This window comes from Amycolatopsis sp. NPDC088138, from assembly GCF_044741685.1.
Lineage (GTDB): Bacteria > Actinomycetota > Actinomycetes > Mycobacteriales > Pseudonocardiaceae > Amycolatopsis.
In genome coordinates this window covers 399,685-424,365 of record NZ_JBIUTB010000001.1, presented here as the reverse complement: position 1 = coordinate 424,365, position 24,681 = coordinate 399,685, and the positions used below count along the sequence as shown (strand labels likewise).

Sequence of the window (24,681 nt, the reverse complement as noted above, 5' to 3'; positions counted from 1 at the left end):
CCGATGGCTGTCACCGAACTGCTCGGGCTGCCGCGCACCCGCGGGCGGCTGCCCCTGGTCGCCGCGCAGGGCGTGGACGCGCTCGGCACGGGACTGTTCCTCCCGTTCGCCGTCGTGTACTTCCACGTGGCGAAGAACCTTCCGCTGACGGCGGTCGGCGGCGCGCTGTCGGCCGCCGCGCTGCTGGCGCTCCCGGCCGGGCCGCTCGCGGGCCCGCTCGTCGACCGGCTCGGCGCCCGGCGGGTCGTGGTCGTGGCGAACCTGCTGCGGGTGCTGACCTTCGCCGGCTACGTCTTCGCCGGCTCCCTCTGGCAGCTGGTCGTCCTGGCGGCGCTGACGTTCTGGGGTGAGGGCCTGTTCTGGCCCGCCTCGGGCGCGCTCGTGGCGCAGGTGGCCGACGAGGGCCAGCGGGCCCGCTGGTACGCGATGGACCGCGCGCTGCGCAACGTCGGCATCGGTGTCGGCGGGCTGGTCGGCGGGGTGCTCGTCGCCTGGGGCGGGACCGGCGGGTACACCGGGATCGTCCTGCTCAACGCGGCGACCTTCCTGGTCGCGGCCGCGCTGGTCGCCTCGTGGCGGGGACCTGCTTCCACCCCCGCGCCGCCACCGCGGGAGACGGCGGCGCGCGGAGGTTATCGCGCGGTGCTCGCGGACCGGGCGTTCCGGCGCGTGCTGGTGACCGTGTTCGTGTTCGCCCTGTGCGACCTGGCGTTGACGGTGCTGCTCAGCGCGTACGTGATCGACACCCTCAGGCTGCCTTCGTGGCAGCCGGGGATCCTGTTCGCCCTCAACACCGTGCTGGTGGTGGCCGGGCAGACGGTGGTGGCCAGCCGGCTGGAAGGACACCGCAAGTCGCGGGTGCTGCAGGTCGCCGCGGTCGTGTGGGCCCTGTCGTTCCTGCTGTTCGCCGTCGTGCCGCTGGCCGTGCCCGTACCGGCGATCGTGGTACTTGCGGTGGCGACCGCGGTGTTCACCGCCGCGGAGCTGCTGCAGGCGCCGACCAGCAGCGCGCTCACCGTCGCACTGGCCCCGCCGCACCTGCGCGGCCGCTACTTCGGGCTCGAGGAGTTGCTCTGGGGGGCCGCCCGGGTCGTCGCGCCGGTGACGTTCACCGCGCTGCTGGCCGGCGGGGCACAGCTGCCGTGGCTCGTGCTCGCCGGGTGCTGCGCGGTGGCCTTCGCCGTCCTCAAAGGACTGAAGCCGGCCGCGGCACATGCGGCGTCCGAAGCGAAAGAGCCGGCGGATGCGTGACTGGGCGGAGCTGGCGGAGGTCTATCTCTCGGTCTACCGCGAGCCGCCGTACCGGGAGGACGCGGCGGACGCGGCCCGCTTCCGCCAGACCGTGGCCGGGCACGCGCGGCTGCCGGGGTTCGCGCTGACGACCGTCCGCGACGGCGCGGACCTCGGCGGGTTCGCCTACGGCGTCGGCCGCGAAGCCGGCTGGTGGCACCCGGCCGCCGCGACGCCGGCGCCCCTTCCGCTGGCCCGGGAACCGCTGTTCTACGTCTACGAGCTCGCCGTCCGCCCGGGCCTGCGCGGCCGGGGCCACGGCGGCGGGCTGCTGCGCGACCTGCTCGCCGGGCGACCGGAACCGTTCGCCGTGCTGGCGGCGGCGGCCGCGGCGCCGGCGTACGCGATGTACCTGCGGTGGGGCTGGGAGCGGGTCGGCGCCCTCACGTCGGGCTCGGACCTGCTGGCGCTGCCGCTGCCCGTCCGGCCTCGCGTTCCGCGGCCACGAGCGCGTCCTCGGTGACCACGAAGAGGCCGGCCACCACGGTGAAGGCCAGCACCGCCATGACCACGAACACCGCGTGCAGGCCCAGCGCCTGGGCGAGCACCCCGGCCGTCAGGGCGCCGAGCGACTTGGTGCCCCAGGCGACCAGGCGGTAGCTGCTGTTGAGGCGCCCGAGCAGCCGGTCGGGCGTGAGCCGCTGGCGCAGCGAGACCATGACGACGTTCGACACCACGATCCCCGTCCCGCCGGCGAAGAACCCGGCACCGACGGCGTAGGGGTTCGCCGTCACCGCGAGCACGCCGACCGAGAGCCCGCCGGCGAGCCAGGCCACCCAGAGCGCCGGGATCCGGCCGAACCGGCGTTCCCCCGGTTCGGCGAGGACCGACCCGGCCACCCCGCCCGCCGCGTTGACGGCCATCAGCAGCCCGAAGGCCGGCTCGGACAGCCCCATCGGCGAACCGGGGCCGACCGCGTAGAGCACGAACACGGCGAACGTCGCGCCGGTCGCGAAGTTGAACGTGCCGACCATGACCGAGAACGTGCGCAGCACCTTGTGCCGCACCAGGAACCGCAGCCCCTCGGCGATGTCGGCGCGGAGGGTGGTGCGGCCGGTCCGCTCGACCCGGTACGAGCCGCGCACCAGCAGCAGCGCCGCCACGGCCACCGCCCACAGCGCCACCGGCGTGACGAGCGCGGCCAGCACCCCCGCGGCGGCCAGCAGCCCGGCCAGCGGCGGGCCGGCGAACTCGTTGGCCGTCTGCTCGGCGGCGTACATCCGGCCGTTGGCGGCCGGCAGCCGCTCGCGCCCGACGACCTGCGGGACGATCGACTGCGCGGCGGTGTCGTAGATCGTCTCGGCGGACCCGACCCCCGCCGCGACGACGTAGAGCGCCCAGATCGACCCGCCGCCGAAGAGGGTCAGGAGCGTGACGGCGGCGAGCAACCCGCCGCGGACCAGGTTCGCGCCGAGCATCGCGCGGCGGCGGTCCAGCCGGTCGACCAGCGCGCCGGCGGGCAGCGCGAAGAGCAGCCACGGCAGGGTGAAGGCGAAGGCCAGCCCGGCGATCAGGGCCGGCGACCGCGTGTAACCGACCGCCAGCAGGGGCAGGGCCACCTTGAGGACGCCGTCGGCGAGGCTCGAGAGACCGGCCGCGGTCCACAACCGCCAGTAGGTGCTGCCCAGGCCCTTCGCGTCCATGCCATGGAGAGTTGCACATCGATGGGGATTTCTCCATCGATGTGTCGGAAGTGAATCGATGGACTACCCTGCGTTCATGACCGAACCTCGTCGGCGCCGTCCGGCGACCCCGCGGGAGGCCAAGGCGCTCGGCCACCCGCTGCGCCTGCGCATCATGCGGATGTGCCTGGTCGAGGAGCTGACGAACAAGCAGCTGGCCGACCGCCTGGACCGGGATCCCGGCACGGTCCTGCACCACGTCCGCCAGCTGGTCGCCGCCGGGCTGCTGGAGCAGGCCCCGGTCCGCACCGGCGCGAGCGGCGCGCTGGAGAAGCCGTACCGGTCGAACAACGAGACGTGGTGGCTGGACGGCCCGCTGGCCGGCGCCGACGCCGAGACCCGGTTCGCGCCGATCGAGATCTTCCAGGAGGAGCTGGCCGCGTCCGGCCCGGAGTCGGTGGCGGTGCACGAGAAGTTCCTGCTGCACCTGTCCCCCGACGAGGTCCGGGAACTGGACCGGCGCATCCTGGCGGTGCTGGACGAGTACGTGGCGACCGACCACGAGCGCCTGGACCGCCCAGCGCTGGGCGGAATCTTCGTACTGCACCGGATGAAACCGTCGTAGCGCCGACCCGAAAGCCGTGAATGGCCCATTGAGGGACTCAGAGTCCCTCAATGGGCCATTCACGGCTTTGCCGGCAGCGTGCGTGTCAGGAGGTCAGTGGTTCACCTTGAACCACGGCTGCGACCAGCCGAGGTAGGTCTGGCCCCACTTGCTCTTGATCTGCGCGATGGTCGTCTCGGTGTAGGTGCCCGCGCCGTTGATGTCGTTCGACAGGAACTTGCCGCCGCCGATGGAGATCATCGTGTGGCCCGAGCCGCCGTTGGAGAAGAACGCCAGGCCGCCGGCCGGGACGTCGGTGCTGCCCGCGTGCTTGTACTGGCTGGGGATCTGCGTCCAGTGCACGTACGCCGTTTCCGAGCCGCTCGCGCTGAAGCCGTAGTTCTGCGCGTTGATGCGGTCGCACCAGCCGTTGTAGGACGAGTCGTTGTTGGTGTGGATGCGCGACTTCGCCTTGGTGACCGCCTGGGCGCACGTGTTCGCGTCACCCAGCCCGGCGGTCGAGCAGGTCGCCGCCGGCGGGGGCGGGACGTCGGTGCAGTCCGGTGCGATCCGGCCGTCGGACCCGGTGTAGACGTAGGTGTCGGTGATGTAGCCGCCGGGAACGTGATCCCAGACGGTGCTCGTGCCGTACTTGCCGGTGACCGACTCGCCGGTGGTCTGGCAGTCGATGTTCACGGCGGTGCCGTCGGCGACCGTGCCGGTCGAGCTCGCGCCGGTGCTCGGCGCCGAGCGCACGGTCAGCGGCGCGCCCGAGTCGGTGTGCACCGTACCGGTGGCCGCCAGCGCCGGCGTGGCGCCGACCAGCACGATCGCCGCGGCGATGCCGACCACCCCGGCCGCACGCTTGCCGATGCGAATTCTCATTTGTCCGTCCTCCGTCGTTCTGGTGTGAGGACAGGGTGACGAGCACCGGTACAAGCCCCGTACAAACGCCGGGAAGCCCGTGTACCGGCTATTCGTTCAGTTTCGCGCGCAGGGCGGCCGTGAACTCCGGCAGCTCGGGCACCGTCATGACCGAGCCGAGATCTTCGAGGTCCTCGAGCGCCTCGCGGAGGTATCTCGCGAGGGGATCGGCCGCCAGTGCCGTCCGCAGCCGGCCCCGCGCTTCGTCCGGTTCGCCGAGCGCGAGGTGGTAGATCACGAGATTCAGCAGAGCGCTGCCGCTGCTGCTGTCGCCACCGGCGATCTCGGATTTCTCGACCCGGATCGCGGTCCGAACGCGTTCGTCCGCTGTGTCCGGCCGTCCCTGGGCGTGCGCGAGAAGACCCAGCTGGTAGTGGTCCCAGCCCTCAGCGTCGAGCTCCGCCGAGTGCTCCAGATCGGGCAACGCCTCCGCGAACCGGCCGTGCATGCGGTGGAGCTGCCCACGCAGGCTGAGAGCCCAGGCGGAGACCGGGTTGACCGCGAGGGCCCCGTCGACGTCGGCGAACGCATCGTCGTACTGCTTCAGCGACAACCAGGTCCGGCCCCGGAAGCAGCGGGCGCGGGCGAACTCCGCGTCGAGTTCGACCGCCCGGGTGAAATCTGCAACCGCGTCTTCGTACAGCCCCACCGCGTACTGGATCTCACCACGGGTCGACCATCGCCACGCGGCGGCCGGGTCGGCTTCGATCGTCCGCGTGAGATCCGCGAACGCGTCCGCGTGCCGTTCGAGCCCACACAACGCCAGAGCCCGCTCCCGCACCGCCCAGGCGTACTCCGGGTCCAGTGCGATCGCCCGGTCGTAGTCGGCCAGCGCTTCGGCGGTCCGCCCGGCCAGCTGGTGGGTCTGCGCGCGGTCACCGAGGACCCAGGCGGCTTCCGGGTCGATCTCCAGTGCCCGGGCGAAATCGGCCAGCGCTCCCGAGTGGTCCCCCATTGCCCGGTGCGTCAGCGCCCGCTTGTCCAGGGCCCACAAGTATTCCGGATCGATTTCGATCGCCCGGGTGAAGTCGGCCCGCGCCTGTTCGAACTGCCGCATCGCGAGGTGGGTCTCGCCGCGAAAGCCGAAGATCCAGTCCGCGTCCGGCTTGATCTCCAGTGCCCGGGCAAAATCCGCCAGCGCTTCCCCGTACCGTCCTGATTCGCGGTGGGCCACACCCCGGCGGCCGAGGATCCACACGGCCTCGGGGTCCGTCTCCAAGGCGCGGGCGTAGTCGGCCAGCGCCTCTTCCCGGCGGCCCAGGTCCTCGTAGGTGCGCGCACGGTGCCCGAACGCCCAGGTGTAGTCCGGATCCATCTCGATCGCGCGGTCGAAGTCAGCCAGCGCATCCTCATACCGCCCCATCCGGCGGTACGTCTCACCACGGTCACCCAGGGCCCAATCCGCTTCCGGCTCGAGCTCGATCACCCGGGTGAAATCGGCCAGCGCGTCCGCGTAGGACTCCCCTTCCAAGTGGGCGCGGCCGCGCCAGCAGAGCACCCCGGTGTCCTCCGGCTCGAGCTCGAGCGCGCGGGTGAAGTCGGCTAGTGCCTCCTGATAGCGGTGCATCGCGTAGTGGGTTTCGCCACGCGCGGTGTGGACGTCCGTCCCGGCAGGCTCGAGTTCGAGCGCGCGGTCGAAGTCGACCAAAGCCTCCTTGCTCCGCTTCAGCGCCTGCAAGGTCCGACCGCGCTCACCGATTTCCCAAGCGGACTCCGGGTCCAGTTCGACGGCGCGGGTGAGGTCCGCCAGCGACTCTTCGAGCTTCCCCGTGATTCTGAACGAGACGCCCCGGCTGGCGAGAGCCCATCCGTCGTCCGGTTCACGCTCGAGAATCGCCGTGAAAGCCGCTGCCGCGGCCACGAAATCGGGTTTCCGGAGGTGCTGCCGGGCCAGCTCCCGATAGGCGAGGAGCCGGACTTCGTCAGACATGGCACTCTCGATCGTCAGGCAGGTTATCAGGGCGACTGGGTCTTCCGAAGCGCTCAACCGGGCACCGAGGGCCACCATCTGCTCCGCGCCCGAGTCCGCGCCCGCCTGGACTACCATCGCGACCCACCGGCCGGACTGGTCGGCCCGCGCGGTCACTGTCTCGACCAGGGCCGTCAGCGTGTCCGCGGTCGCCGCCGTGGCGCACAAGCGGTGGTAGTGCTCCTCCACCGCCAGTGCCTGCCAGCGTTCGTCCGGCCAGCCGGTCTCCTCGTCCAGGCCCAGCGCCTCGCGCGCGGCCCGGTAGTACTCCGCCAAGGCCCCGTGCCGTTCCCGCCATTCGACGGACGACCGGCGGCGCACGACGCGGATCATCGTGTCGCGGACCACGTCGTGGTAGCGGTAGCCCGTCGCCCGCTCGGTTACGAACGGGAGGCGGCGCAGCCAGCCGAAGTCCTCGTCCGGCGTCGTCGAGTCCGCTACCAGCGCGAACACGTCGCGGTCGAGCTGCCTCGGCAGGGCCCCGCGCAGGGCGGCCAGCTTCCGCTTCTCGTCCTTCTCCCACTTCAGGAACCGCTCCACGGCGTTGTCGCCCGGGTCCGCGACGCTCGCGGCGCTGTCCGGGCGCGACTCGGCCAGCAGTGCCAGCAGCACCGGCAGGCGCCCGGACAACGCGAGGACGACCTCCACGACGTCGGTCGCCGTGAGACCACGGGCCGCCAGGAACTCGCGGGCTTCGACCTCGGTGAACACGGTAAGCGCGAGGTCCGCGCGAATGCCCAGGTAGTCGCCCCAGGCGTTGACGTCGAGCGGGTGCTGGCCGGCGACCACCAGCAGCAGGTTCGCCGGCAGGCCGCCGTACCGGCCGCCGAGCAGGTCCAGCAGCCACCGCTCCAGGAACGACCCGGTGCGCTCGAACGTGTCGAAGAACAGCACGACCGGGCGTTTCGCCGCGACCGCGTGGAGCTCGCTCACGAAGACCGGCGTCAGCTCCTCGACCGGCGACATGAGCAGCCGGACGTCATGCTGGTTGCGCAGCTTCACGCTCAGGAACGCGCGGAACTTCTCGACCTGGTTCGAGAGCGCCTCCCGGTCCAGCTCCTTCGCGAACGAGCCGACGACGGGGATGTCCTCCGCCGCGCGCAGCCCGATCCGGACGGCCGAGCGGGTCAGCACCGAGGAGAGCCCGTCGGGGGTCGCCGGGTCGGCGTCGAGCTCGTGCCGCTTCTCGTGGTACAGCTCGGACTTCCTGGTGAAGTCCTTGCACGGGTCGCCCTGCCGCGCGAACGACCTGACGATGCCCGCCATCACCGCGGGGATGTCGAAGACGGACTCGTCGACGTACGCCGTGGCGCACCCCTGCTCACCGGCGATCCGCTGGAACTGGTTGACCAGGAACGACTTCCCGACGCCGGCGTCGCCGTGCACGCTGAACAGGAACCGGCGTCGCCGGTCTTCGAGGGGCAGCCGGAGGTTCTCCTCGAACTGGCCGATCTCGTGCCGCCGCCCGATGAACCCGCCGGCCTGGCGCCGCTTGATGAGATCCTGCAGCGTCAGCCCGCCCGCGTCCACGCTTCGCTCCCCCGCTCGCCGTCCGGACGCCGACTGTAGCAAGCGAGAGGGCCCCGCCGGCCATAACCGGCGGGGCCCAGTCGGGGTGCTCTCAGGCCAGGTACTCGGCCGCCGCGCGCAGGCTGACGTACGAGCCGCTGAACGTGTCCAGCCGCGGGCCGTCGCCGTCCACCGGTCCCGGGACGCCCGTCTCCACCCGGATGAAGTCCACAGTGGACAACGCCGACAGCAGGGCACGCACCCGCGGGTGCCGGTGCGCCTCGCGCGTCACGACGACGACGCTGCGGAACCCCTGCGCCGCTTCGAGGATCTTCTCGAGGTCGTCCGGGCCCGCGGTCAGCGCCCGCGTGCCCGGCACCAGCTCGGCCAGGTGCGCGCCGAGGCCCCAGGGCATCGGGCCGGCCGCGATGGTCGGCTCCGTCTCGACGTCCACCACCAGCGGCGGGCCGTCGAGCCGGGGCTCGCCGGTGACGCGCAGGGCCTTGCGGGCCGCCTCCAGGCCGAGCCGCCGGTCGACCGGGCCGACCGTCGCCGGCGCCGGGTCGGTGCCCAGCGCCGCCGTCCGCTCCGCCGCCTCCGCCAGCCGCTCCAGCGGCAGCTCCCCCGACGCGACCGCGGCCACGATCGCCGCGTTGATCGCGTCCAGGGCGTCGGCCTCGAACGCCGCGCCGCCGATGCAGAGCGCGTCCGCGCCCGCCTTCAGGGCCCGCACCGCCGAGAGGCCGAGGCCGTCGTGGCGGCCGTACCCGCCCGACACCGCACCCATCTCCAGCGCGTCGGTGATGACCGCGCCGGTGAAGCCCAGCTCGCCGCGCAGGACGTCGGTCAGGGCCGCGCGGTTGAACGTCGCCGGCTCGTCGCCCCAGGCCCGGACGACCAGGTGGCCGGTCATCACCGCGCGCACCCCCGCCCGGATCGCGGCGGCGAACGGGACCAGCTCGATGTCCCGCAGCTCCTCCGGCGTCCGTGGCAGCACCGGCAGCGCGACGTGCGAGTCCTCGGTCGCCGCGCCGTGGCCCGGGAAGTGCTTCGCGCACGCCGCGACGCCGTACTTCTGCAGGCCGGTGACGTACGCCGCGACGTGCGGCGACGCCTTCGCCGGGTCGGACCCGAACGCCCGGACGCCGATGATCGGGTCCTCGGCCGCCAGGGTCAGGTCCGCGCACGGCGCCAGGTTGATCGTGACGCCGCAGGCCGCGAGCCGTTCGCCGAGCGCGGCGGCGACCGCCGTGGTCAGCTCCGGGTCGTCGGCCGCGCCGAGGGCCAGCGGCCCCGGCACGAACGACCCGGTGTTCACGTCGAGGCGGGTGACGTCGCCACCCTCCTCGTCGATCCCGACGACGACTCCGTCGCGTTCACCCCGCAGCTGCGCGGTGAGCGCGGCGACCTGCTCGTCGTCGACGACGTTGCGGCCGAACAGGATCGCCCCGCCCAGCCCGTCGGCGACCCGGCGGCGGAGCCAGTCCGGCGCCGTGGTGCCGGCGAAGCCGGGCAGGACGACGGCCTCGGCGAGTTTCTCAGGTGAAGACAACGGCTACCCCTTCACGGCGCCGGCGGTCACGCCGGACACGAGCTTGCGCTGCACGATCAGGAAGAACACCAGCGCCGGGATCGCGTAGATCACCGACGCGGCCATCACGCCGCCCCAGTCGGTCGCGAACGCCGTGCGGAACGACGCCAGCCACACCGGCAGCGTCTCCTTCGGCTTGTCGCGGATGAACACCAGGGCGAACAGGTACTCGTTCCACGCCGTGATGAAGCTGAACACCGACGTGGTGACCAGCCCCGGCCCGAGCAGCGGCAGCGTCACCCGGCGGAACGCGCCCGTCTGGCTGCAGCCGTCGATCATCGCGGCCTCCTCCAGCTCGTACGGGATCCCGTTGACGAAGCCGTAGAGCATCCAGACCGTGAACGGCAGCGTGGTCGCGAAGTAGATCAGCAGCAACGACGGCAGCGTGTTGAGCAGCCCGGCGTCCCGCATCAGCAGGAACAGCGGGATGAACAACGCCGACACCGGCGCCAGCTGCGCCACCATGACCAGGACCAGGAACCCCTTGCGGCCGGTGAACCGCAGCCGCGAGAGCGGGATGGCCGCCAGCGTCCCCGCGACCAGCGCGCAGAGCACCGACCCGACCGTGACGATCAGGCTGTTCATCAGGTAGGTCGGGAAGTTGTCCTTGGTCAGCGCGGTGGCGAAGTTGCCGAACGAGAACGACGTCGGGATCAGGTCGTACTTCGGCGAGAGGATCTCGCCGGGCGTGCGCAGCGACGTGACGAACATCCAGTACGTCGGGAAGACGATCGCCAGCGCGACCAGCACGCCGACGACCGAGAGCACGATCCGCTGTGACAGCGACTTCTTCACGCGAGATCACCTTCCGGGGTCCGGACCAGCAGCTGGATGTACCGGCCGGTGATGAGCGCCAGCACGATCAGCATCAGGGTCGCGATCGCGCCCGCCGCGCCGAAGTGGTTGCCCGCGATGCCCTTGAGGTACAGCACGACGGCCAGCGTGGTGCTCCCGCCGTCCGGGCCGCCCTCGCGGATCGCCCAGATCTGGGCGAAGGCGTTGAAGTCCCACAGCACCGACAGGAACGTCACCATCGTGGTGATCGGCCGGATCGCGGGCCAGGTGACCGCGCGGAAGGTCTGCCACGGGCCGGCGCCGTCGATGCCGGCCGCTTCGTACTGCTCGCGCGGGACGCCGATGATGCCCGCGTACAGCGAGAACGTCACGAACGGCACGGCCTGCCACACGATGAGCAGCCCGATCACCGACAGCGTGCTGGGTCCGCTGGAGAACCACGAGAACCCGATGAAGCTGTGGAACCCGAGCCGGTCGAGGGTCTTGTTGAGGATGCCGTACTGCTGGTCGAAGATCCACTGGAACACCGTGGTCGTGGCGATCACCGGGGTCGCCCAGGCCAGCACGAGCGTCACCTGCACGATGATCCGCACGACCGGGCCGAGGTGGCGCATCAGCACCGCCAGCAGGAGGCCGCCGAGGATGGTCGCGGCCACGATCGAGGCGGTGAAGACCAGCGTCCGGACCGTGATGGTCCAGAACTCCGGGTCCGCGAGCGTGTTCGTGTAGTTGTCGAACCCGATCCAGACGGTCTTGCCGGAGACGAGCTGGCCGATGTCGAGCTTGCGGAAGCTGATCGCGAGCACCTGGACCAGCGGCCAGGCGAGCAGGACCAGGATCGCGGCGAGCGCGGGAAGCAGCAGCAGGTACGGGAGGATCCGGTCGCCGAACCGGCCCCGCCTGCGCTTCTTGACCCGCGTGGCGCGCGGCGATGCCGGCGGGGTCGCCCCCGCCGGCATCGTCACATTGGCGGTCGCTGTCATCCGCCGATGAGCTTGTTCAGCGCTGCGTTGGCGTCGGCGGTCGCCTGGTCGAGCGTCTTCTTGCCGGTCAGGTACGCGGTCAGCATGTCCTTGACCGGGTTCTGGCCGGACTCCACGTCACCCCACTTCGGGCTGGCCGGCACGGCCTTGCCGTTCGTGGAGGCCTTCGCCATCACGCTGCCCATCGGGTCCTTGTCCAGGCCGGTGAGGTCGGTCGACGTACCGGGCACGACGCCGGCGGCGGCGAGCTGGCTCTGGTACTTCGGGCTGGAGAGCAGCTTGATGTACTCCTTGGCCGCGGCCACGTTCTTGCTGTTGGCCGGGATGGCCAGGTTCGAGCCACCCAGGAAGACCGGGGCGCTCTGGCCGGCGGTCTTGCTCGGGATCGCGAACGCGCCGGTCTTGGCGGTCAGGCTCGGGTCGGTCTTCGCGGCGGTCGCGACCTCCCACGGAAGGCCGATCATCATGGCCACCTTGCCGGCGCCGTAGACGGTCGCCTGCTGCGGCTTGGCCTCGTCGGCGTCCTTCGGCGCCTTGGTGCCGGAGGTGTCGACGAGCTTCTTGTAGAAGTCCAAGCCCGCCTTCGCACCGGCGCTGTCCAGCGTCGCCTTGAAGTTCTTGCCGTCGGGCTGGGCGATGTCGCCACCGTTGTCCCAGATGAACGAGAGCAGCGCGTACCAGTTCTGACCCGGCATGTAGAGCGCCTGGAAGTCGGGGTCGGAGCCGAACTTGGTCTTCAGCTTGCCGATCGCGTCGACCCACTCGTCGTTCGAGGTCGGCGCCTTGGTGATGCCGGCCTGCTCGAACATGTCCTTGCGGTAGATGACCTCACGGTTGGCCGCGTAGAACGGGACGCCGTAGATCTTGCCGTCGTAGGTGCCCGAGTCGGCGAGACCCTTCAGCCACTGCGCGCCGTTGAAGCTGTCCTTGTCGGCCGTGAGGTCGGTCAGGACACCGTCGTTCGAGGCGAACGCCGCGGTCTGCGTGTTGCCGATCTCGATGACGTCCGGCGGAGCGCCACTCGCCAGCGCGGTGGTCAGCTTCTGCTGGATGCCGTCCCACTGCTGGACTTCGTACTTGACCTTGACGCCCGGGTGGGCGGCCTCGAACTCCTTGTTGAGCGCGTCGGTCAGCGTGGCCGGCGCGGAACCCGTCATCAGCCAGACCGTGACGTCGCCGGTGATCTGCGCGGGAGCACCGCTCGACGAAGCGGCGGTGTCCGTGCCGCTGGAACCCGCGCAGCCCGCGGTCGCGAGGGTGACTGCGGCGGCGCCCGCCGCCAGCTTGAGCCAGCGTTTCACTCGTTGCCGTCCTTTCGATACCTGGCCACGGTGGCCAGGCGCCCCAAATGGTGTAGACCAATGTTGGGGTTAGAGTGGTACGTACCACAGGCCCTGTCAAGGCGGTTGCCAAGACGTTGTAATTGCTCCAGGCACTCTGACACGGAGTAGTCACACCGTTACCGGCGCCGGCGCGAAAGGTGGCGGAAGTCGTCCGAATAGGAAGGTGTCCCGGACGTTTTTCACCGGCCCGAGTGGGTATTCCGGCATGCCGGAATAGCGCGGCGCGGGCGAAAGAAAGCGGCCGCCAGACGAGCGTTGCGCCTGGTGGGGCCGGGTGCCGGCGGGCGCGGTGCGCGGCCATCCGCACCGGCGCGTTGACGACGCCGAAACCGCGATAGCCGCCGATCGCTGGACCACCTCGCAGAACACGCGCGCGCCCGCGAGGGCGTCGTGGAAATGCAGGAACTCGCGGTGTTCGTCACGGTCGTGGAGCACGGAGTTCGCCCGCAACCGCGCGATCCGGGCGGCGAGGTCGTCGTCGTGGTTGCCCGGGATCTCCGGCAGCGGCGCGCCGAGTTCGAGCGCCTTCCCGGCCGTGGCGACGGCGTCAGCCCGAGCACCGAGCGGTAGAACAACGCCGCCTTGTCGACGTGGTCGAACGGCTGCGTGAGGGCTACGTGATCGATTCCGAAAACCTCGGCACCCACGGCCGTTTCACCGGTCGGCTCGACGTCGCCGCGCCAGCCGTCGTTCGCGCCGAGGAACAGCTCCGTGCCGTCCGGCGGCGAGGTCGCCTTTCCTCCGGACTAGTGTACGAACTAGTGAGTTCACAGCAGCGCGAGCGGTCGTACTCCGCGATCCGCACCCGGGAGACCTACCAAGTCCCGACCGCAGCCGCACCAGCGACGTCCACCGTGGACGGCTAACGGCGCGCCCGCGCCGCTTTCGCCAGTGCCAGCCCGATCAGCGTCACCACCACGCCCAGGGTCAGCAGGGTCACGCCGAGGCCGAACTCCGGCCTCGGCGTCCCCGTTGCGAAGTACCGCAGCACCCTCGACGCGCCCAGCCCGAACCCGGTGACGACCAGGACCGGGCCCGTCACCATCGCCAGCCGCCCGGATCCCCTGGCCTTGGGGGTGTTCGCGAACACCGGCGGCTCGTCCTCGCGCGCCGCCACGGTGTCCGCGTAAACGGCGGTGATCGGGCCGAACGTCACCCGGTCGCCGTCGCGCAGCAGCCGGGCCTGCCGCGGCGCCAGCGCCTCGCCGTTGACCAGGGTGCCGGTGCGCGAACCCGCGTCCGACACCCAGGTGCCGCGCGCGTCGCGCCGGATCCAGGCGTGCCGCGGGCTCACCCGGTCCGAATACAGCCTCAGGTGCGCCTCCGGCCCGCGGCCGACCAGCCACGAGCCGCGGCGCACCGCCAACCTCGCCACGGCGCCGTCGAGCGTCTCGATCGTTGCCGTCTCCCGCTGCCCCATCGCCCCTCCCACCGCTTCCCGACTCCGGTCAGAGCCGGGAAGCGGCCGGAAGATACGCGGCGGGTCAGGGTTTGGGCGCGGCCTCCGGCGCCTTGACCCGCTCCAGCAGCAGCTGGGCGACGTCGCGGACGTCGACGTTCTCCGCCTTCTGCTCGCTCTGGCGCTGCACCAGGCCGTCGGTGAGCATGGAGCGGCAGAAGGGGCAGCCCGTCACGATCGTCTCGGCTTCGGTCGCGATGGCCTCGTCGACGCGCTCCAGGTTGATGCGCTTGCCGATCTGCTCCTCCATCCACATCCGCGCGCCGCCGGCGCCGCAGCAGAGGGCCCGGTCCGCGTGGCGCGGCATCTCCTCCAGAGTCGCGCCCGTGGCGCCGACCAGCTCACGCGGCGGCGTGTAGACCTTGTTGTGCCGCCCGAGGTAACACGGGTCGTGGTAGGTCACCTTCGGGCCGTCGTCGACCGCCTTGACCGGCGTCAGCTGCCCGCCGCGCACCAGCCGGTTGAGCAGCTGCGTGTGGTGGACGACCTCGTAGTGCCCGTCGAGGTCCGGGTACTCGCGGTTGAGCGTGTTGAGGCAGTGCGGGCACGTCGTGACGATCTTGCGCAGCCGCTCCTCACGGCCCTCGAACACGGCGTTGAGCGTCTCGGCGGTCTGCTGCGCCATCATCTGGAAGAGGAACTCGTTGCCCGCGCGCCGCGCCGGGTCGCCGGTGCAGGACTCCTCCTTGCCGAGCACGACGTACTTCACGCCGGCGAGGTGCAGCAGCTCCGCGGTGGCGCGGACGGTCTTGCGGGCGTTGTCGTCGAACGCGCCCGCGCAGCCGACCCAGTAGACGTACTCGACGTCCTCGGCCAGCTCGCCGTCGAACACCGGGACGTCGAAGCCGATGTCCTTCGTCCAGGCGAGGCGTTCCGAGTTGTTCTGGCCCCAGGGGTTGCCCTTGGTCTCCAGGTTCTTGAACAGCCCGCCCAGCTCGGTCGGGAACGCCGACTCGATCATCACCTGGTAGCGGCGCATGTCGACGATGTGGTCGACGTGCTCGATGTCCACCGGGCACTGCTCGACGCACGCGCCGCACGTGGTGCACGACCAGAGGACGTCCGGGTCGATGACGCCGTTGTCGGCCTCGGTCCCGACGAGCGGGCGCGCGCCCTCGTGCTCCTCACCGCTGAGGATGTAGGGCGCCTCCTCGAACATGTTGTCGCGCAGGCTCATGATGAGCAGCTTGGGGGACAACGGCTTCCCGGTGTTCCAGGCCGGGCACTGCGACTGGCAGCGGCCGCACTCGGTGCACGTCGAGAAGTCGAGCATGCCCTTCCACGTGAAGTCGCCGATCTTGCCGCGGCCGAACGTGTCGTCCTCGCCCGGGTCCTCGAAGTCGATCGGCTTGCCGGCGGACTCCATCGGCAGCAGCGGGCCGAGCGCGTCCGGCAGCCGCTTCGCGGTGACGTTGAGCGGGGCCAGGAAGATGTGCAGGTGCTTGGAGTAGAGCACGATCGCCAGGAACACGAGCATCACGCCGATGTGCAGCAGCAGCCCGACGGTCTCCAGCACCTCGGTCGTCCCGTGCCCGAGCGGCTCCAGGAGGTTCCCGACGCCGAGCGAGACGTACGCGCCGGAGTCGTAGGGGAAGTTGCCGGACGCCGAAGACGAGCCGCGGAAGAAGAACATCGTCCAGACGACGTTGAAGATCATGAACAGGATCAGCCACGCGCCGCCGGTGTGCGAGCCGAAGAACCGGGACGCGCGGTCCTTGCGCTCGGGGGCCTGCTGGATCCGGAGCACGGCGAACACGCCCAGCGAGACGGCGACCATGACGGCGATGAAGTCCTGCAGGAACCCGAGCACCGCCCAGTGCCCGATCCACGGGATCGCGAAGTCCTCGTCGAAGAGGGCGCCGTACGCCTCGAGGTAGACCGAAGCGAGGATCACGAAGCCCCAGAACGTGAACAGGTGCGCGAGGCCGGGCACCGACCACTTGAGGAGCTTGCGCTGGCCGAAGACCTCGCGCAGCTGGGCGGCGGCGCGCTTGCCCAGTTCGCCGGAGCGTTTGGTGTCGGGCTGGCCCGCCTTGATCAGGTGGTACAGGAACAGGACCCGGCGCCCGGCGACGGCGAGGCCGACGACGGTCATGAGCAGGCCGAGGATGAGGCGAACGAGCACGAGTCCTCCGTGACGTGCTTGGGGGGACGGCTCAGTGGGAGCCGGTGTAGTAGCGGCACGCCTTGCACGCGTACCGCATCTTCGCGACCCGCCAGTGTTTCCGGTACAGATCGAGGTCGGGCGACCGGCGGACGCCGAGGCGCTGGTAGCGCCCGGGACGGCTGCGGCCGGTTTCGTACTGCTCGGTCGCGCGGCCGAGGTGGGCGCGCCGCAGCACGCACCCCCGCGTCCGGCAGCGGCCGAGTGCGGTGCGGCAGAACCGGTGCAGCAGCACCAGGTCCGGGGCGGGCCCGTCCCCGGCGATCTGCTCGACCACGCCGTAGCCGGGGTGGTCGCCCGGTCCGGTCAGCCGTACCGGCAGCCCGCAGTACACGCATTTGAGGGTGCAGGTGAGGCAGCCGGTGATGTGCCTGAGCCGCGGGTCGCGCCGGTCTTCGGAGGCTGTTCCTCTGACGCGCGACGCCATGGGGCCTCCTCCGGCGACTGTGAGCGGCTGTGATCGGCACCACTTCGTTCTACTGGAGAGTAATGACGGGGTCACTTCACGCGACAGGACCGAATGGCCTAGTTAGTTTGCGCCGCCTGGCGTAATTTCCGAGGCAAGGCACGCCTAACTGTCCGCCTGCCGAACGTGACTGCGCCGCAAATCGTACGTTCGGCCCTGCTGCGCCGAAGTGTCCCCCGCCACAATCCGGGGCATGACCTATCACCCGGTCCCCTACCGGCCCGCCCGCCTGCCCGCCGCCGAAGCCACGTCGAACGTCGCCGAACTCCGGCAGCGGATGGAGCAGCGCCGGTCGGTCCGGATGTTCTCCCCCGACCCCGTCCCCGAAGACGCGGTGCTCGACGCGATCGCCGTGGCGTCCACCGCCCCCAGCGGCGCGCACCAGCAGCCCTGGACGTTCGTCCTCGTCGCCGATCCCGCGGTGCGCCGCCGGATCCGGGAAGCCGCCGAAGCAGAGGAACAGATCTCCTACGACGGCCGGCTCGGCGACGAGTGGCTCGACGCCCTGCGCCCGCTGGGCACCGACGCCGTGAAGCCGCACCTGACGGACGCGCCGTACCTGATCGTCGTGTTCCAGCAGCGCTTCACCATCGACTCCGGCGGCGGCGTCCACAAGCACTACTACGTCGACGAGTCGGTGGGCATCGCGGTCGGCATGCTGCTGACGGCGTTGCAGGTGGCCGGCCTCGCGGCGCTCACGCACACACCGTCCCCGATGCGCTTCCTGGGCGAGCTGCTGGGCCGCCCCCGCAACGAACGGGCCTTCGCGGTGATCCCGGTCGGCTATCCGGCCGACGACTGCGTGGTGCCTGATCTGCGGCGCAAGTCCCTGGACGAGGTGCTGGTCCGGATCTGACCTACCGGTCGTGAGTGGCAAAGAGTGTTCCCACCCTTCTGAACACTCACGACCCCGCTGTCACGACCCGCAGCGGCGGACTCAGCAAGCGGGCAGGTCGCCCGGCAGCTCCGCGAACACCGGACCCGACCCGTAGTCCGCGCCGTGCTCCCGCCACCACTGTGCCTCGTCGCGGGTCTCCACTCCCGCCACCGACACCTTCGCGCCCGCCAGGTGGGCCACCTCGGTCAGCGCGGCCAAGGAGCGCGCGACGAGCGGGTGGCTGCGGCGCGACACCAGCGTTCCGGCGATCCGGACCGTGCGGATCGGCAGGTCCGCCAGGAACGTGACGTCGCCCGCCGCGCCGAAGTCGTGGATCTCCGCCGGGATGCCGATCTCCGCCAGCACCTTGAGGCTGTCGACCGCGTCGCCGGGTTCGGCGAGCAGGCTCTCGGCCGGGAAGGCGGGGCGGAGACGCTCCGGCGGCATGCCCGTGTCGTCCAGCACGCGGCGGATCTCGCCGACCAGGTCGGGGTCCGCGGCCTGGTGCGGGCCGAGCTCGACCACCAGCGGCACCTCGATGCCCGCCGCGTTCAGGCGCTCGGCCGCCGTGCGCAGCAGCCACGTGCCCAGCGGCAGCGCCAGCCCGGTTTCGCCGGCCAGCCGGACGCACGTCTCGTGCGGCAGCACCCCTTCGACCGGGTGGGTCCAGCGCAATCGCGCCTCGATCGCGGCCGGTTCGCCGTCGGCCAGGTCGGCCAGCACCCGGTAGCCGATCTCGATGTCGCCGTTCTCCCACGCGCCCGCCATCGACGCGGCGAGGCCGAACTCGTGGCGGTCGCGGCGGTCGTGCTCGCGGTCGTACAGGCCCCACTGGTTGCCCGCCCGCCGGGCGCGGCGCAGGGTCAGGTCCGACGCGCGGAGCAGCTCGGACGGCGCGATCTCGCGCGGCGGCCGGTGCACGACGCCGATGCTGGCCGAGACGGCGACACCGTGCCGGCCGTCGACGTACTCCGGTTCGGCGAGCTCGTGGTTGATCCGGCGGACCAGCGTCCCGACGTCCGGGGTGTCCTCGCCGTTCTGCACGACCACGCCGAACTCGTCGGCGCCGATCCGCGCGATGAGCGCCTTCTCGTCCTCGAACACCAGCTCCAGCTTCCGCGCGACGCCGCGCAGGAGCTTGTCGCCGGGGTCCTGGCCGAGCCCGCCGGTGATCAGCGAGAAGCCGTCGAGGTCGAGGTGGAACAGCGTGATGCCGCGGTCCTGGTCGGCTTCGCGCAGGGCGTTTTCCAGGCGGGTGCTGAAGAACTGCCGGTTGGGCAGCCCGGTCAGGACGTCGTGCAGGGCCTGGTGGCTCAGCCGCCGCTGCAGCAGCGACACCTCGGTGTCGTCGTCGACGAGCGTGATCAGCTGCTGGGCCTCGCCGGTGGAGTCGCGGACGACCGAAGCCACGAAGGTGGCCCACATCGGCTCGCCGTCCCGGCCGATCAGCCGGCGGCCCGCGCGCAGCTTGTGCAGCCGGCCGGACAGCAGGTCCGCGTAGCCCTCCCGCAGCACGTCGACGTCCTCGGGGTGGACGAAGTCGAACAGGGTGTGCGCCGCGATCTCGGCCGGGGTGCGGTTGAGCGTCTTGGCGAGCGCCGCGTTGGCGCGCAGCACCCGGCCGTCCAGCTCGGTGACCGCGACCCCGCTGGCCGAGCCGGCGAAGACCTCCTCGAACTGCGCGCGCGTGATGACCTGCTTGCGCCGGGTTTCCTGCTCCACCTTGAGCAACGCGCGGCTCAGGCCTTCCTGCCGTTTCTGGATGTCCTCGCGCAGCGATTCGCTGTAGCCGGAGCTCAGGGCACCGAGCACCAGCACGACGCGTTCGGCGAGCTTGTCGAGGCCGCGCAGCTCCGGCTCGCGCAGCAGGCCCTTGCCCAGCACCTCCATGGTGCGGCGCAGGCTCTCCGGGCCGACGCAGCGCAGCTCGACCAGGCGCCCGCCCGCGGCCGCGGCCTCCTCGGTACCCGGCGGGTCGCTCGCGACCGCCTCGAAGAGCCAGCCGGTGAGGATCGTCAGCTCGCCTTCGATCTCGTCGGGGGTGTGCGGCAGGTAGGCGGTGGTGCTGACCAGGTAGCCCCACTTGCGCGCGAGGGTACGGAGCCGTCCCGCCGCTCGTTCGGCGGACGGCTTCGCGCGCGGGGCGCCGCCGCGGGGATGGGGAGCAGTCACTTCAGCCTGTCCAAGGGTCTAGTGCGCACTCCGGCTCGGGTAACCGACATATCTTGGCCTGAAATGATGTCACACGCACTGATCAGGGTTCATCCGATCGAGTGGTAACCCTGAGCAGTTATCCCCATTCGGTCGTGCAGCCACGACCGGGTGGCGTCCCGGTACAGCCCCGCGTTTTCGTGCAGCGCAACGGAATGCCCCGCGCCCGGCAGCACGAACATCGACAGTTTCGACGGATCCCGGTAATACGGCGCCTCCTGCGCCCGCAGCGTCGCCGCGCTCGAACAGTCGCGCAGCGCGAGCAGCCCGCAGAAAAGCACGTCCTTTTCCCCGACGACCTGGAAAACCGGGACGGTTATTCCCCACGTCGCCGGCAGCACGATGCCGAACAGCGCCACCGTGCCCATCCCGGGCACCGAGACCTGGTCCTTCGTCGCCTCGTCGGCCGCGATCACGGCCGGATCGGCGTCACCGGCGGCGTAGAACAGCCCGGCCCGCGCGCCCGGCCGCGTCGTGAAGTACAGCGGGTCGCTGCCCAGGCGGGAGAGCTGGCCGTCCAGCAACGCCGGCTGCAGGCCGAGCGCCGCGCCCAGCGCCAGCACCGGCAGCGCGGGCAGGTGGGTGATGCCGGTCAGGATCACGCCGTCGACGTCGTGGTAGGTGCCCGCCTCCACGGCGACCACCCCGGACCCGACCGAATGGCCGACGATGACGACCTTCGTGAACGACGTCCCCCCGGCGCGCCCGGCCCGCAGGTGGCCGATCACCTCGTGCAGGGCCTCGGCTTCGGCCTGCACCGTCAGCGGCAGGCTGAGCGGGCGGCTGCTGCCGCCGGCGCCGAGCTGGTCCGCGGCGAAGGTCGCGTACCCGTGCGAGGCCATGTCCCGCTGGTAGGAGTAGCGCTCCGGCTGGTAGGGCAGGTCCCAGTACGCGCTGTTGTACGTGCCGCCGTGCACCAGCAGCTGGACGCTGTCCGGCACGGCACCGGCGGGCAGGCACAGCCGGCCGTGCACCGTCGCGGGCGCGCCCGGCACGAGCGGCGGCAGCCCGGGGCCGGTGACCGGCAGATCCTTGTCGGTACAGGAGATCGCGGCCGCTTCGGCGGGCACCGCGGCGGTCAGGGACCCGAGCAGGACGGCGCAGGCGAACAACGCCGACGTCAGCTTGACCGGCAGTCTCACGCCGTTCTTCCCTCCGGACGGGTGACGAGCTGAGGACCACGAAACACTACAGCAGGTAGCCGATCGGGTACCGTCAGGTCCGCCGCGGCACGACCGTCATCGGCAGCCGGTTCGGCTGCATCGTGGCTTTGAGCTGCGCGTGGACCTTCTTGCCCGGCACCGGGACCAGCCGCCAGCGGGCGCCGATGGTCGCGGCGACGATGCCGATCTCGGTCGGCGCGAACACGTGCCCCGGGCACAGCCGGGGACCGGCGCCGAACGGGATGTAGGCGCCCTTCGGCAGTTCCGCGGTCTCCCCGGGCGCCCACCGGTCCGGGTCGAACCGGCCGGGATCGGGGAACCAGCGCGGATCCCGGTGCAGCGTGTGCTGGCTGACGGCGACCTCGCTGCCGGCAGCGATCCGGACGCCGCCGAGTTCGACGTCTTCGCGGGCGCGGCGCATGAGGATCAGCGGCGGGGTGCGGCGGACGATCTCGTGGACGATCTGGTGCGTGTAACCGAGTTCCGGCAGGTCCTCGAACCGCGCGGGACGGCCGCCGAGGACGTCGTCGACCTCCGCGTGGAACCGGCGCTCGACGTCCGGGTGCTGCCCGAGCTCGTGGAAGAACCAGGCCAGCGCCACGGCCGTCGTCTCGGCGCCGGTGGTCAGGATGGTGATGACCTCGTCGTGCACCTGGCGGTCGGACATGCCCTCGCCGGTGTCCTCGTCCCGGACCGCCAGCAGCATCGACAGCAGGTCACCGTGGTCCGCGCCGTCCTTCCGCGCGGCGACGACGGTTGCGCCGATCACCTCGCGCAGCCGGGCCGCGGCGGCGTCGAACCGGCGGTTCGCCGGGATCGGCAGCCGTTCCACGAACTTCGGCGAGAACGCCCGGACCAGCACGTACTTGAGCATGACCGGGATCGAGCGGCGGATCTCGGCGAGCACGTCGTCGCCGAGGGCGGTGGAGAACAGCGTCTGCCCGGCGATCGTGAGCACCAGGTCCTGCATCCGCTGGTCGAATTCGACGACTTCGCCGGGCTGCCACGAACCCGCCAGCTCGTCGGCCAGCGCAGTCATCGTGTTCTCGGCGTAGCCCTCGATCCGCGCCCGGCCGAAGGCGGGCATGACCATGCGCCGCTGACGGCGGTTGAGCTCGCCGTTCGACGTGGCCAGGCCGTCGCCGAACAGCGGGCGCATCTTGTCGAAGACCAGGCCTTTGTCGAACTTGTCGGCGTCGGTGGCCAGCACCTGCCAGGACAGCTCCGGGGTCGTGACGACGTGCACCGGCAGCGGGCCGAGGCGAAGGGTGACGACATCTCCGTACGCGGGCAAGGAACCGAAGAGCTTCAGGGGGTCGCGGAGCAGGGAGACCGTGTGCCCGAGCACCGGCCAGCGACCGGGGACGGCGCGCGGCTCGTTCGTCACCGGCCACACCCTAGGACCGGCCGGGAGAACGGCGGCAGTCCCGCCACACGAACGGATGAGCGGCGCTAGACTCCGCCACGCCGCAGGGGTTCACGAGGGTGGGAGGTCACATGACCGGGGAACTGGGCTGGGTACCGCCGGAGGTCGACACCACGGTGCCGAACCCGGCGCGAGTCTACGACTTCTGGCTCGACGGTGACCACAACTTCGCCGCGGACCGGGAACTCGGGGAGCAGATCCTCCGGATCATGCCGGGCATCCGCGACGCGGCCCGGCTCAACCGCGCGTTCCTGCGCCGCGCCGCGCGGTACATGGTCGACGCCGGGATCCGGCAGTTCCTCGACGTCGGCGCGGGCATCCCGACCGTGGGGAACCTGCACGAGATCGTCCAGCAGGCCGACCCGTCGTGCCGCGTGGTCTACGTCGACCGCGAATCGGTCGCGGTGGCGCACAGCGAACTGCTCCTGCAGGACAACGACCGCTGCGCGGTGCTGCAGGCCGACCTGCGCGACGTCGACGAGATCTTCGCGGGCGCGGGCAAGCTGCTCGACCCCGACCAGCCGACGGGCGTGTTCATGTTGCTGCTGCTGCACTTCGTGCCCGATGCGTGGGACCCGGCCGGCATCCTCGCCCGCTACCGCGAACGGCTCGCCCCGGGCAGTTTCCTGGCGCTGACGCACGTCGCGGCGGACACCGAGTCGGCCGGCCTCGACGAGGCGATCGAGGTCTACACGAACCGCCAGAACCAGCAGAACCAGCCGTTCCCCCGCACGCACGAGCAGGTGCTGCGCTTCTTCGACGGCCTCGACCTGGTCGAGCCGGGCCTGGTCGGGTGCGCGATGTGGAACCCGCAGGGCGCCGGCGACATGTCCGACGACCCGGCGATCAACACCCTCCCGTACGCGGGCGTCGGCCGGAAACCCCGCTGAGCCGGCGGGCGCCGAAAATCTCGATTTCCTGATATCGGACGGTCTTCCGGAATCGTCGAATCGTTTCGACGAGGCGCCGGGGAACATTCGTGCCGCCGGTGCGGTTAGTGACGACTATTGCAGCAGTGTCACTACATGGTCAACTCGGCTTGGGCGCGCTCCCACAAACTCCTGACATCGGGCAAAACTGGGCCTTGAGCTGGAGAAAGATCCGCTATCAGCGACGTTCGACAAATTCGACGCAAGGGCCCCGTCGAATACGAATCGAATTATTGGCAGACTGATAACAGTGCTTGTGTTCCGGGCTGGTGTCCCTTATCTTCTTGCCATCGTCGATGCGCTTCGACTCGCACATCCCTACCGCCTTGCCCTCAGGAGGCCGCCCGTGGTCACGATCAACGACGTCGCCAATGCCGCGGGGGTGGCCCCCAGCACGGTGTCGTACGTGATCAGCGGCAAGCGCTCGATCTCGCCCAAGACGCGGCGACTGGTCGAGGAGAGTATCCGCAAGCTCGGGTACCACCCGCACGCGGGGGCCCGTGCACTGGCGAGCAGCCGGACGAACGTGCTCGCCCTCGTCGTCCCGCTGCGCACCGACCTCAACGTCGCCGTGGTGATGGAGTTCGTCGCCGCGGCGGTCACCGCGGCCCGCGCGCACGACCAGGACCTGTTGCTGCTGACCAAGGACGAAGGTCCCGCCGCGCTGCAGCGGGTGGCGTCCTCGGCCATCGCCGACGCCCTGATGGTGATGGACGTCGAGGCCGCCGACCCGCGCGTCCCGATGCTCATCGCGCTCGACCTGCCCGTGGTGCTCATCGGCGTGCCCGACCACCCGGCCGGGCTGAGCTGCGTCGACCTGGACTTCACCGCCGCCGGCGCGGCGTGCGTCGCGCACCTGGCCGACCTCGGCCACCGCTCGATCGCGCTGATCGGCCCCTCCCCCGCCGTCTACCGCCGCGGAACCAGTTACGCGACAAGGTTCCTGCGCGGCTTCGACGAAGCCGCCCAAGGCCGCGGTGTCCGGGCGGCGAACCGGCCGTGCGCGCACTCCTACGAAGCCGTGAGCGCCTGCCTGGACGAGCTGTTCGCCGCCGACCCGGGCCTGACCGGCCTGGTCGTGCACAACGAAGCCGTGCTCCCCGCGCTGCTCTCGGACCTGCGCCACCGCGGGCTGCGCGTGCCCGACGACGTTTCGGTCATCGCCGTCTGCCCGGACACCATGGCCGAGCAGCACCCGGTCGCGCTGACCACCGTCGCCATCCCGGCCGAGGAGGTCGGCGCCCAGGCCGTGGAGATGACCATGCGCCGGCTCGGCGGCCACACGACGCCGGAGGTCCGGCTGCTCGGGCCTCGCCTGACCCGGCGCGACAGCACCGCCGCGCCGCGCACCTGACC

The 24,681-nt window shown here is 71.1% G+C and carries 21 protein-coding genes; 8 read left to right on the top strand and 13 right to left on the bottom strand.

Annotation, left to right across the window (positions count from 1 at the left end; genetic code table 11):
- The first annotated feature begins 3 nt into the window (after positions 1 to 3).
- Both ACIOD2_RS02135 and ACIOD2_RS02130 read left to right on the top strand, forming a co-directional pair.
- Positions 4 to 1,251, top strand: coding sequence for an MFS transporter (locus ACIOD2_RS02135; protein WP_400533251.1), 1,248 nt, complete (start codon positions 4 to 6; stop codon positions 1,249 to 1,251).
- Positions 1,244 to 1,753, top strand: a complete 510-nt coding sequence (locus ACIOD2_RS02130) for a GNAT family N-acetyltransferase (RefSeq protein ID WP_400533249.1) — start codon at positions 1,244 to 1,246, stop codon at positions 1,751 to 1,753. The genes ACIOD2_RS02135 and ACIOD2_RS02130 overlap by 8 nt, the downstream gene beginning before the upstream one ends.
- Here the strand turns inward: ACIOD2_RS02130 and ACIOD2_RS02125 are convergent.
- On the bottom strand, positions 1,674 to 2,933 hold the full coding sequence (locus ACIOD2_RS02125; protein ID WP_400533247.1) for an MFS transporter: 1,260 nt from the start codon (positions 2,931 to 2,933) through the stop codon (positions 1,674 to 1,676). The two genes, ACIOD2_RS02130 and ACIOD2_RS02125, sit on opposite strands and share 80 nt — an antisense overlap.
- Positions 2,934 to 3,009: 76 nt before the next feature.
- On the opposite strand from ACIOD2_RS02125, the gene ACIOD2_RS02120 reads away from it, so the two are divergent.
- Complete coding sequence (locus ACIOD2_RS02120; RefSeq protein ID WP_400533245.1) at positions 3,010 to 3,537, top strand: ArsR/SmtB family transcription factor; 528 nt, start codon at positions 3,010 to 3,012, stop codon at positions 3,535 to 3,537.
- A gap of 93 nt (positions 3,538 to 3,630) precedes the next feature.
- On the opposite strand, the gene ACIOD2_RS02115 is transcribed toward ACIOD2_RS02120, so the two are convergent.
- The 6 genes from ACIOD2_RS02115 to ACIOD2_RS02090 form a co-directional block, all read right to left on the bottom strand.
- Complete coding sequence (locus tag ACIOD2_RS02115) at positions 3,631 to 4,401, bottom strand: hypothetical protein (RefSeq protein ID WP_400533243.1); 771 nt, start codon at positions 4,399 to 4,401, stop codon at positions 3,631 to 3,633.
- Positions 4,402 to 4,489: 88 nt separating this feature from the next.
- Complete coding sequence (locus ACIOD2_RS02110; RefSeq protein WP_400533241.1) at positions 4,490 to 7,939, bottom strand: tetratricopeptide repeat protein; 3,450 nt, start codon at positions 7,937 to 7,939, stop codon at positions 4,490 to 4,492.
- Positions 7,940 to 8,030: 91 nt separating this feature from the next.
- Positions 8,031 to 9,470: a glycoside hydrolase family 3 protein gene (locus ACIOD2_RS02105; RefSeq protein ID WP_400533239.1), complete on the bottom strand. Its 1,440-nt coding sequence runs from the start codon at positions 9,468 to 9,470 to the stop codon at positions 8,031 to 8,033.
- Positions 9,471 to 9,473: 3 nt separating this feature from the next.
- On the bottom strand, positions 9,474 to 10,304 hold the full coding sequence (locus ACIOD2_RS02100) for a carbohydrate ABC transporter permease (RefSeq protein ID WP_400533237.1): 831 nt from the start codon (positions 10,302 to 10,304) through the stop codon (positions 9,474 to 9,476).
- A complete protein-coding gene (locus ACIOD2_RS02095; protein WP_400533235.1) occupies positions 10,301 to 11,287 on the bottom strand; it encodes a carbohydrate ABC transporter permease in 987 nt (328 codons plus the stop codon). The genes ACIOD2_RS02100 and ACIOD2_RS02095 overlap by 4 nt, the downstream gene beginning before the upstream one ends.
- Positions 11,284 to 12,588, bottom strand: coding sequence for a sugar ABC transporter substrate-binding protein (locus ACIOD2_RS02090; protein WP_400533233.1), 1,305 nt, complete (start codon positions 12,586 to 12,588; stop codon positions 11,284 to 11,286). Before ACIOD2_RS02090 ends, ACIOD2_RS02095 begins: the two co-directional genes overlap by 4 nt.
- A 432-nt stretch (positions 12,589 to 13,020) precedes the next feature.
- Between ACIOD2_RS02090 and ACIOD2_RS02085 the strand changes: the two genes are divergently transcribed.
- On the top strand, positions 13,021 to 13,200 hold the full coding sequence (locus ACIOD2_RS02085) for a hypothetical protein (protein WP_400533231.1): 180 nt from the start codon (positions 13,021 to 13,023) through the stop codon (positions 13,198 to 13,200).
- 20 nt (positions 13,201 to 13,220) lie between these two features.
- A complete protein-coding gene (locus ACIOD2_RS02080; protein WP_400533229.1) occupies positions 13,221 to 13,496 on the top strand; it encodes a hypothetical protein in 276 nt (91 codons plus the stop codon).
- On the opposite strand, the gene ACIOD2_RS02075 is transcribed toward ACIOD2_RS02080, so the two are convergent.
- The 3 genes from ACIOD2_RS02075 to ACIOD2_RS02065 form a co-directional block, all read right to left on the bottom strand.
- On the bottom strand, positions 13,493 to 14,050 hold the full coding sequence (locus tag ACIOD2_RS02075) for an FHA domain-containing protein (RefSeq protein ID WP_400533227.1): 558 nt from the start codon (positions 14,048 to 14,050) through the stop codon (positions 13,493 to 13,495). The two genes, ACIOD2_RS02080 and ACIOD2_RS02075, sit on opposite strands and share 4 nt — an antisense overlap.
- Positions 14,051 to 14,114: 64 nt before the next feature.
- Positions 14,115 to 16,214: a (Fe-S)-binding protein gene (locus ACIOD2_RS02070; protein ID WP_400533226.1), complete on the bottom strand. Its 2,100-nt coding sequence runs from the start codon at positions 16,212 to 16,214 to the stop codon at positions 14,115 to 14,117.
- A gap of 31 nt (positions 16,215 to 16,245) precedes the next feature.
- Positions 16,246 to 16,680 (bottom strand): hypothetical protein, encoded by a 435-nt coding sequence (locus tag ACIOD2_RS02065; RefSeq protein ID WP_400533224.1) that lies wholly within the window; start codon positions 16,678 to 16,680, stop codon positions 16,246 to 16,248.
- A 232-nt stretch (positions 16,681 to 16,912) separates the two neighbouring features.
- On the opposite strand from ACIOD2_RS02065, the gene ACIOD2_RS02060 reads away from it, so the two are divergent.
- Positions 16,913 to 17,575: a nitroreductase family protein gene (locus tag ACIOD2_RS02060; protein WP_400533223.1), complete on the top strand. Its 663-nt coding sequence runs from the start codon at positions 16,913 to 16,915 to the stop codon at positions 17,573 to 17,575.
- 81 nt (positions 17,576 to 17,656) lie between these two features.
- Here the strand turns inward: ACIOD2_RS02060 and ACIOD2_RS02055 are convergent, their stop codons facing one another.
- The 3 genes from ACIOD2_RS02055 to ACIOD2_RS02045 all read right to left on the bottom strand — a co-directional run bounded on the left by ACIOD2_RS02055 (position 17,657) and on the right by ACIOD2_RS02045 (position 22,357).
- Complete coding sequence (locus ACIOD2_RS02055; protein ID WP_400533221.1) at positions 17,657 to 19,768, bottom strand: putative bifunctional diguanylate cyclase/phosphodiesterase; 2,112 nt, start codon at positions 19,766 to 19,768, stop codon at positions 17,657 to 17,659.
- 89 nt (positions 19,769 to 19,857) lie between these two features.
- The gene (locus ACIOD2_RS02050) at positions 19,858 to 20,949 is read right to left on the bottom strand and encodes an alpha/beta hydrolase (RefSeq protein ID WP_400533219.1); all 1,092 of its coding nucleotides are present in this window, start codon (positions 20,947 to 20,949) and stop codon (positions 19,858 to 19,860) included.
- Between the two features lie 73 nt (positions 20,950 to 21,022).
- Positions 21,023 to 22,357 (bottom strand): cytochrome P450, encoded by a 1,335-nt coding sequence (locus ACIOD2_RS02045; protein ID WP_400533217.1) that lies wholly within the window; start codon positions 22,355 to 22,357, stop codon positions 21,023 to 21,025.
- Between the two features lie 110 nt (positions 22,358 to 22,467).
- Between ACIOD2_RS02045 and ACIOD2_RS02040 the strand changes: the two genes are divergently transcribed.
- Together ACIOD2_RS02040 and ACIOD2_RS02035 are read left to right on the top strand one after the other, a co-directional pair.
- On the top strand, positions 22,468 to 23,286 hold the full coding sequence (locus ACIOD2_RS02040; RefSeq protein WP_400533215.1) for an SAM-dependent methyltransferase: 819 nt from the start codon (positions 22,468 to 22,470) through the stop codon (positions 23,284 to 23,286).
- 385 nt (positions 23,287 to 23,671) lie between these two features.
- Positions 23,672 to 24,679 (top strand): LacI family DNA-binding transcriptional regulator, encoded by a 1,008-nt coding sequence (locus ACIOD2_RS02035; RefSeq protein WP_400533213.1) that lies wholly within the window; start codon positions 23,672 to 23,674, stop codon positions 24,677 to 24,679.
- Positions 24,680 to 24,681 lie beyond the last annotated feature (2 nt).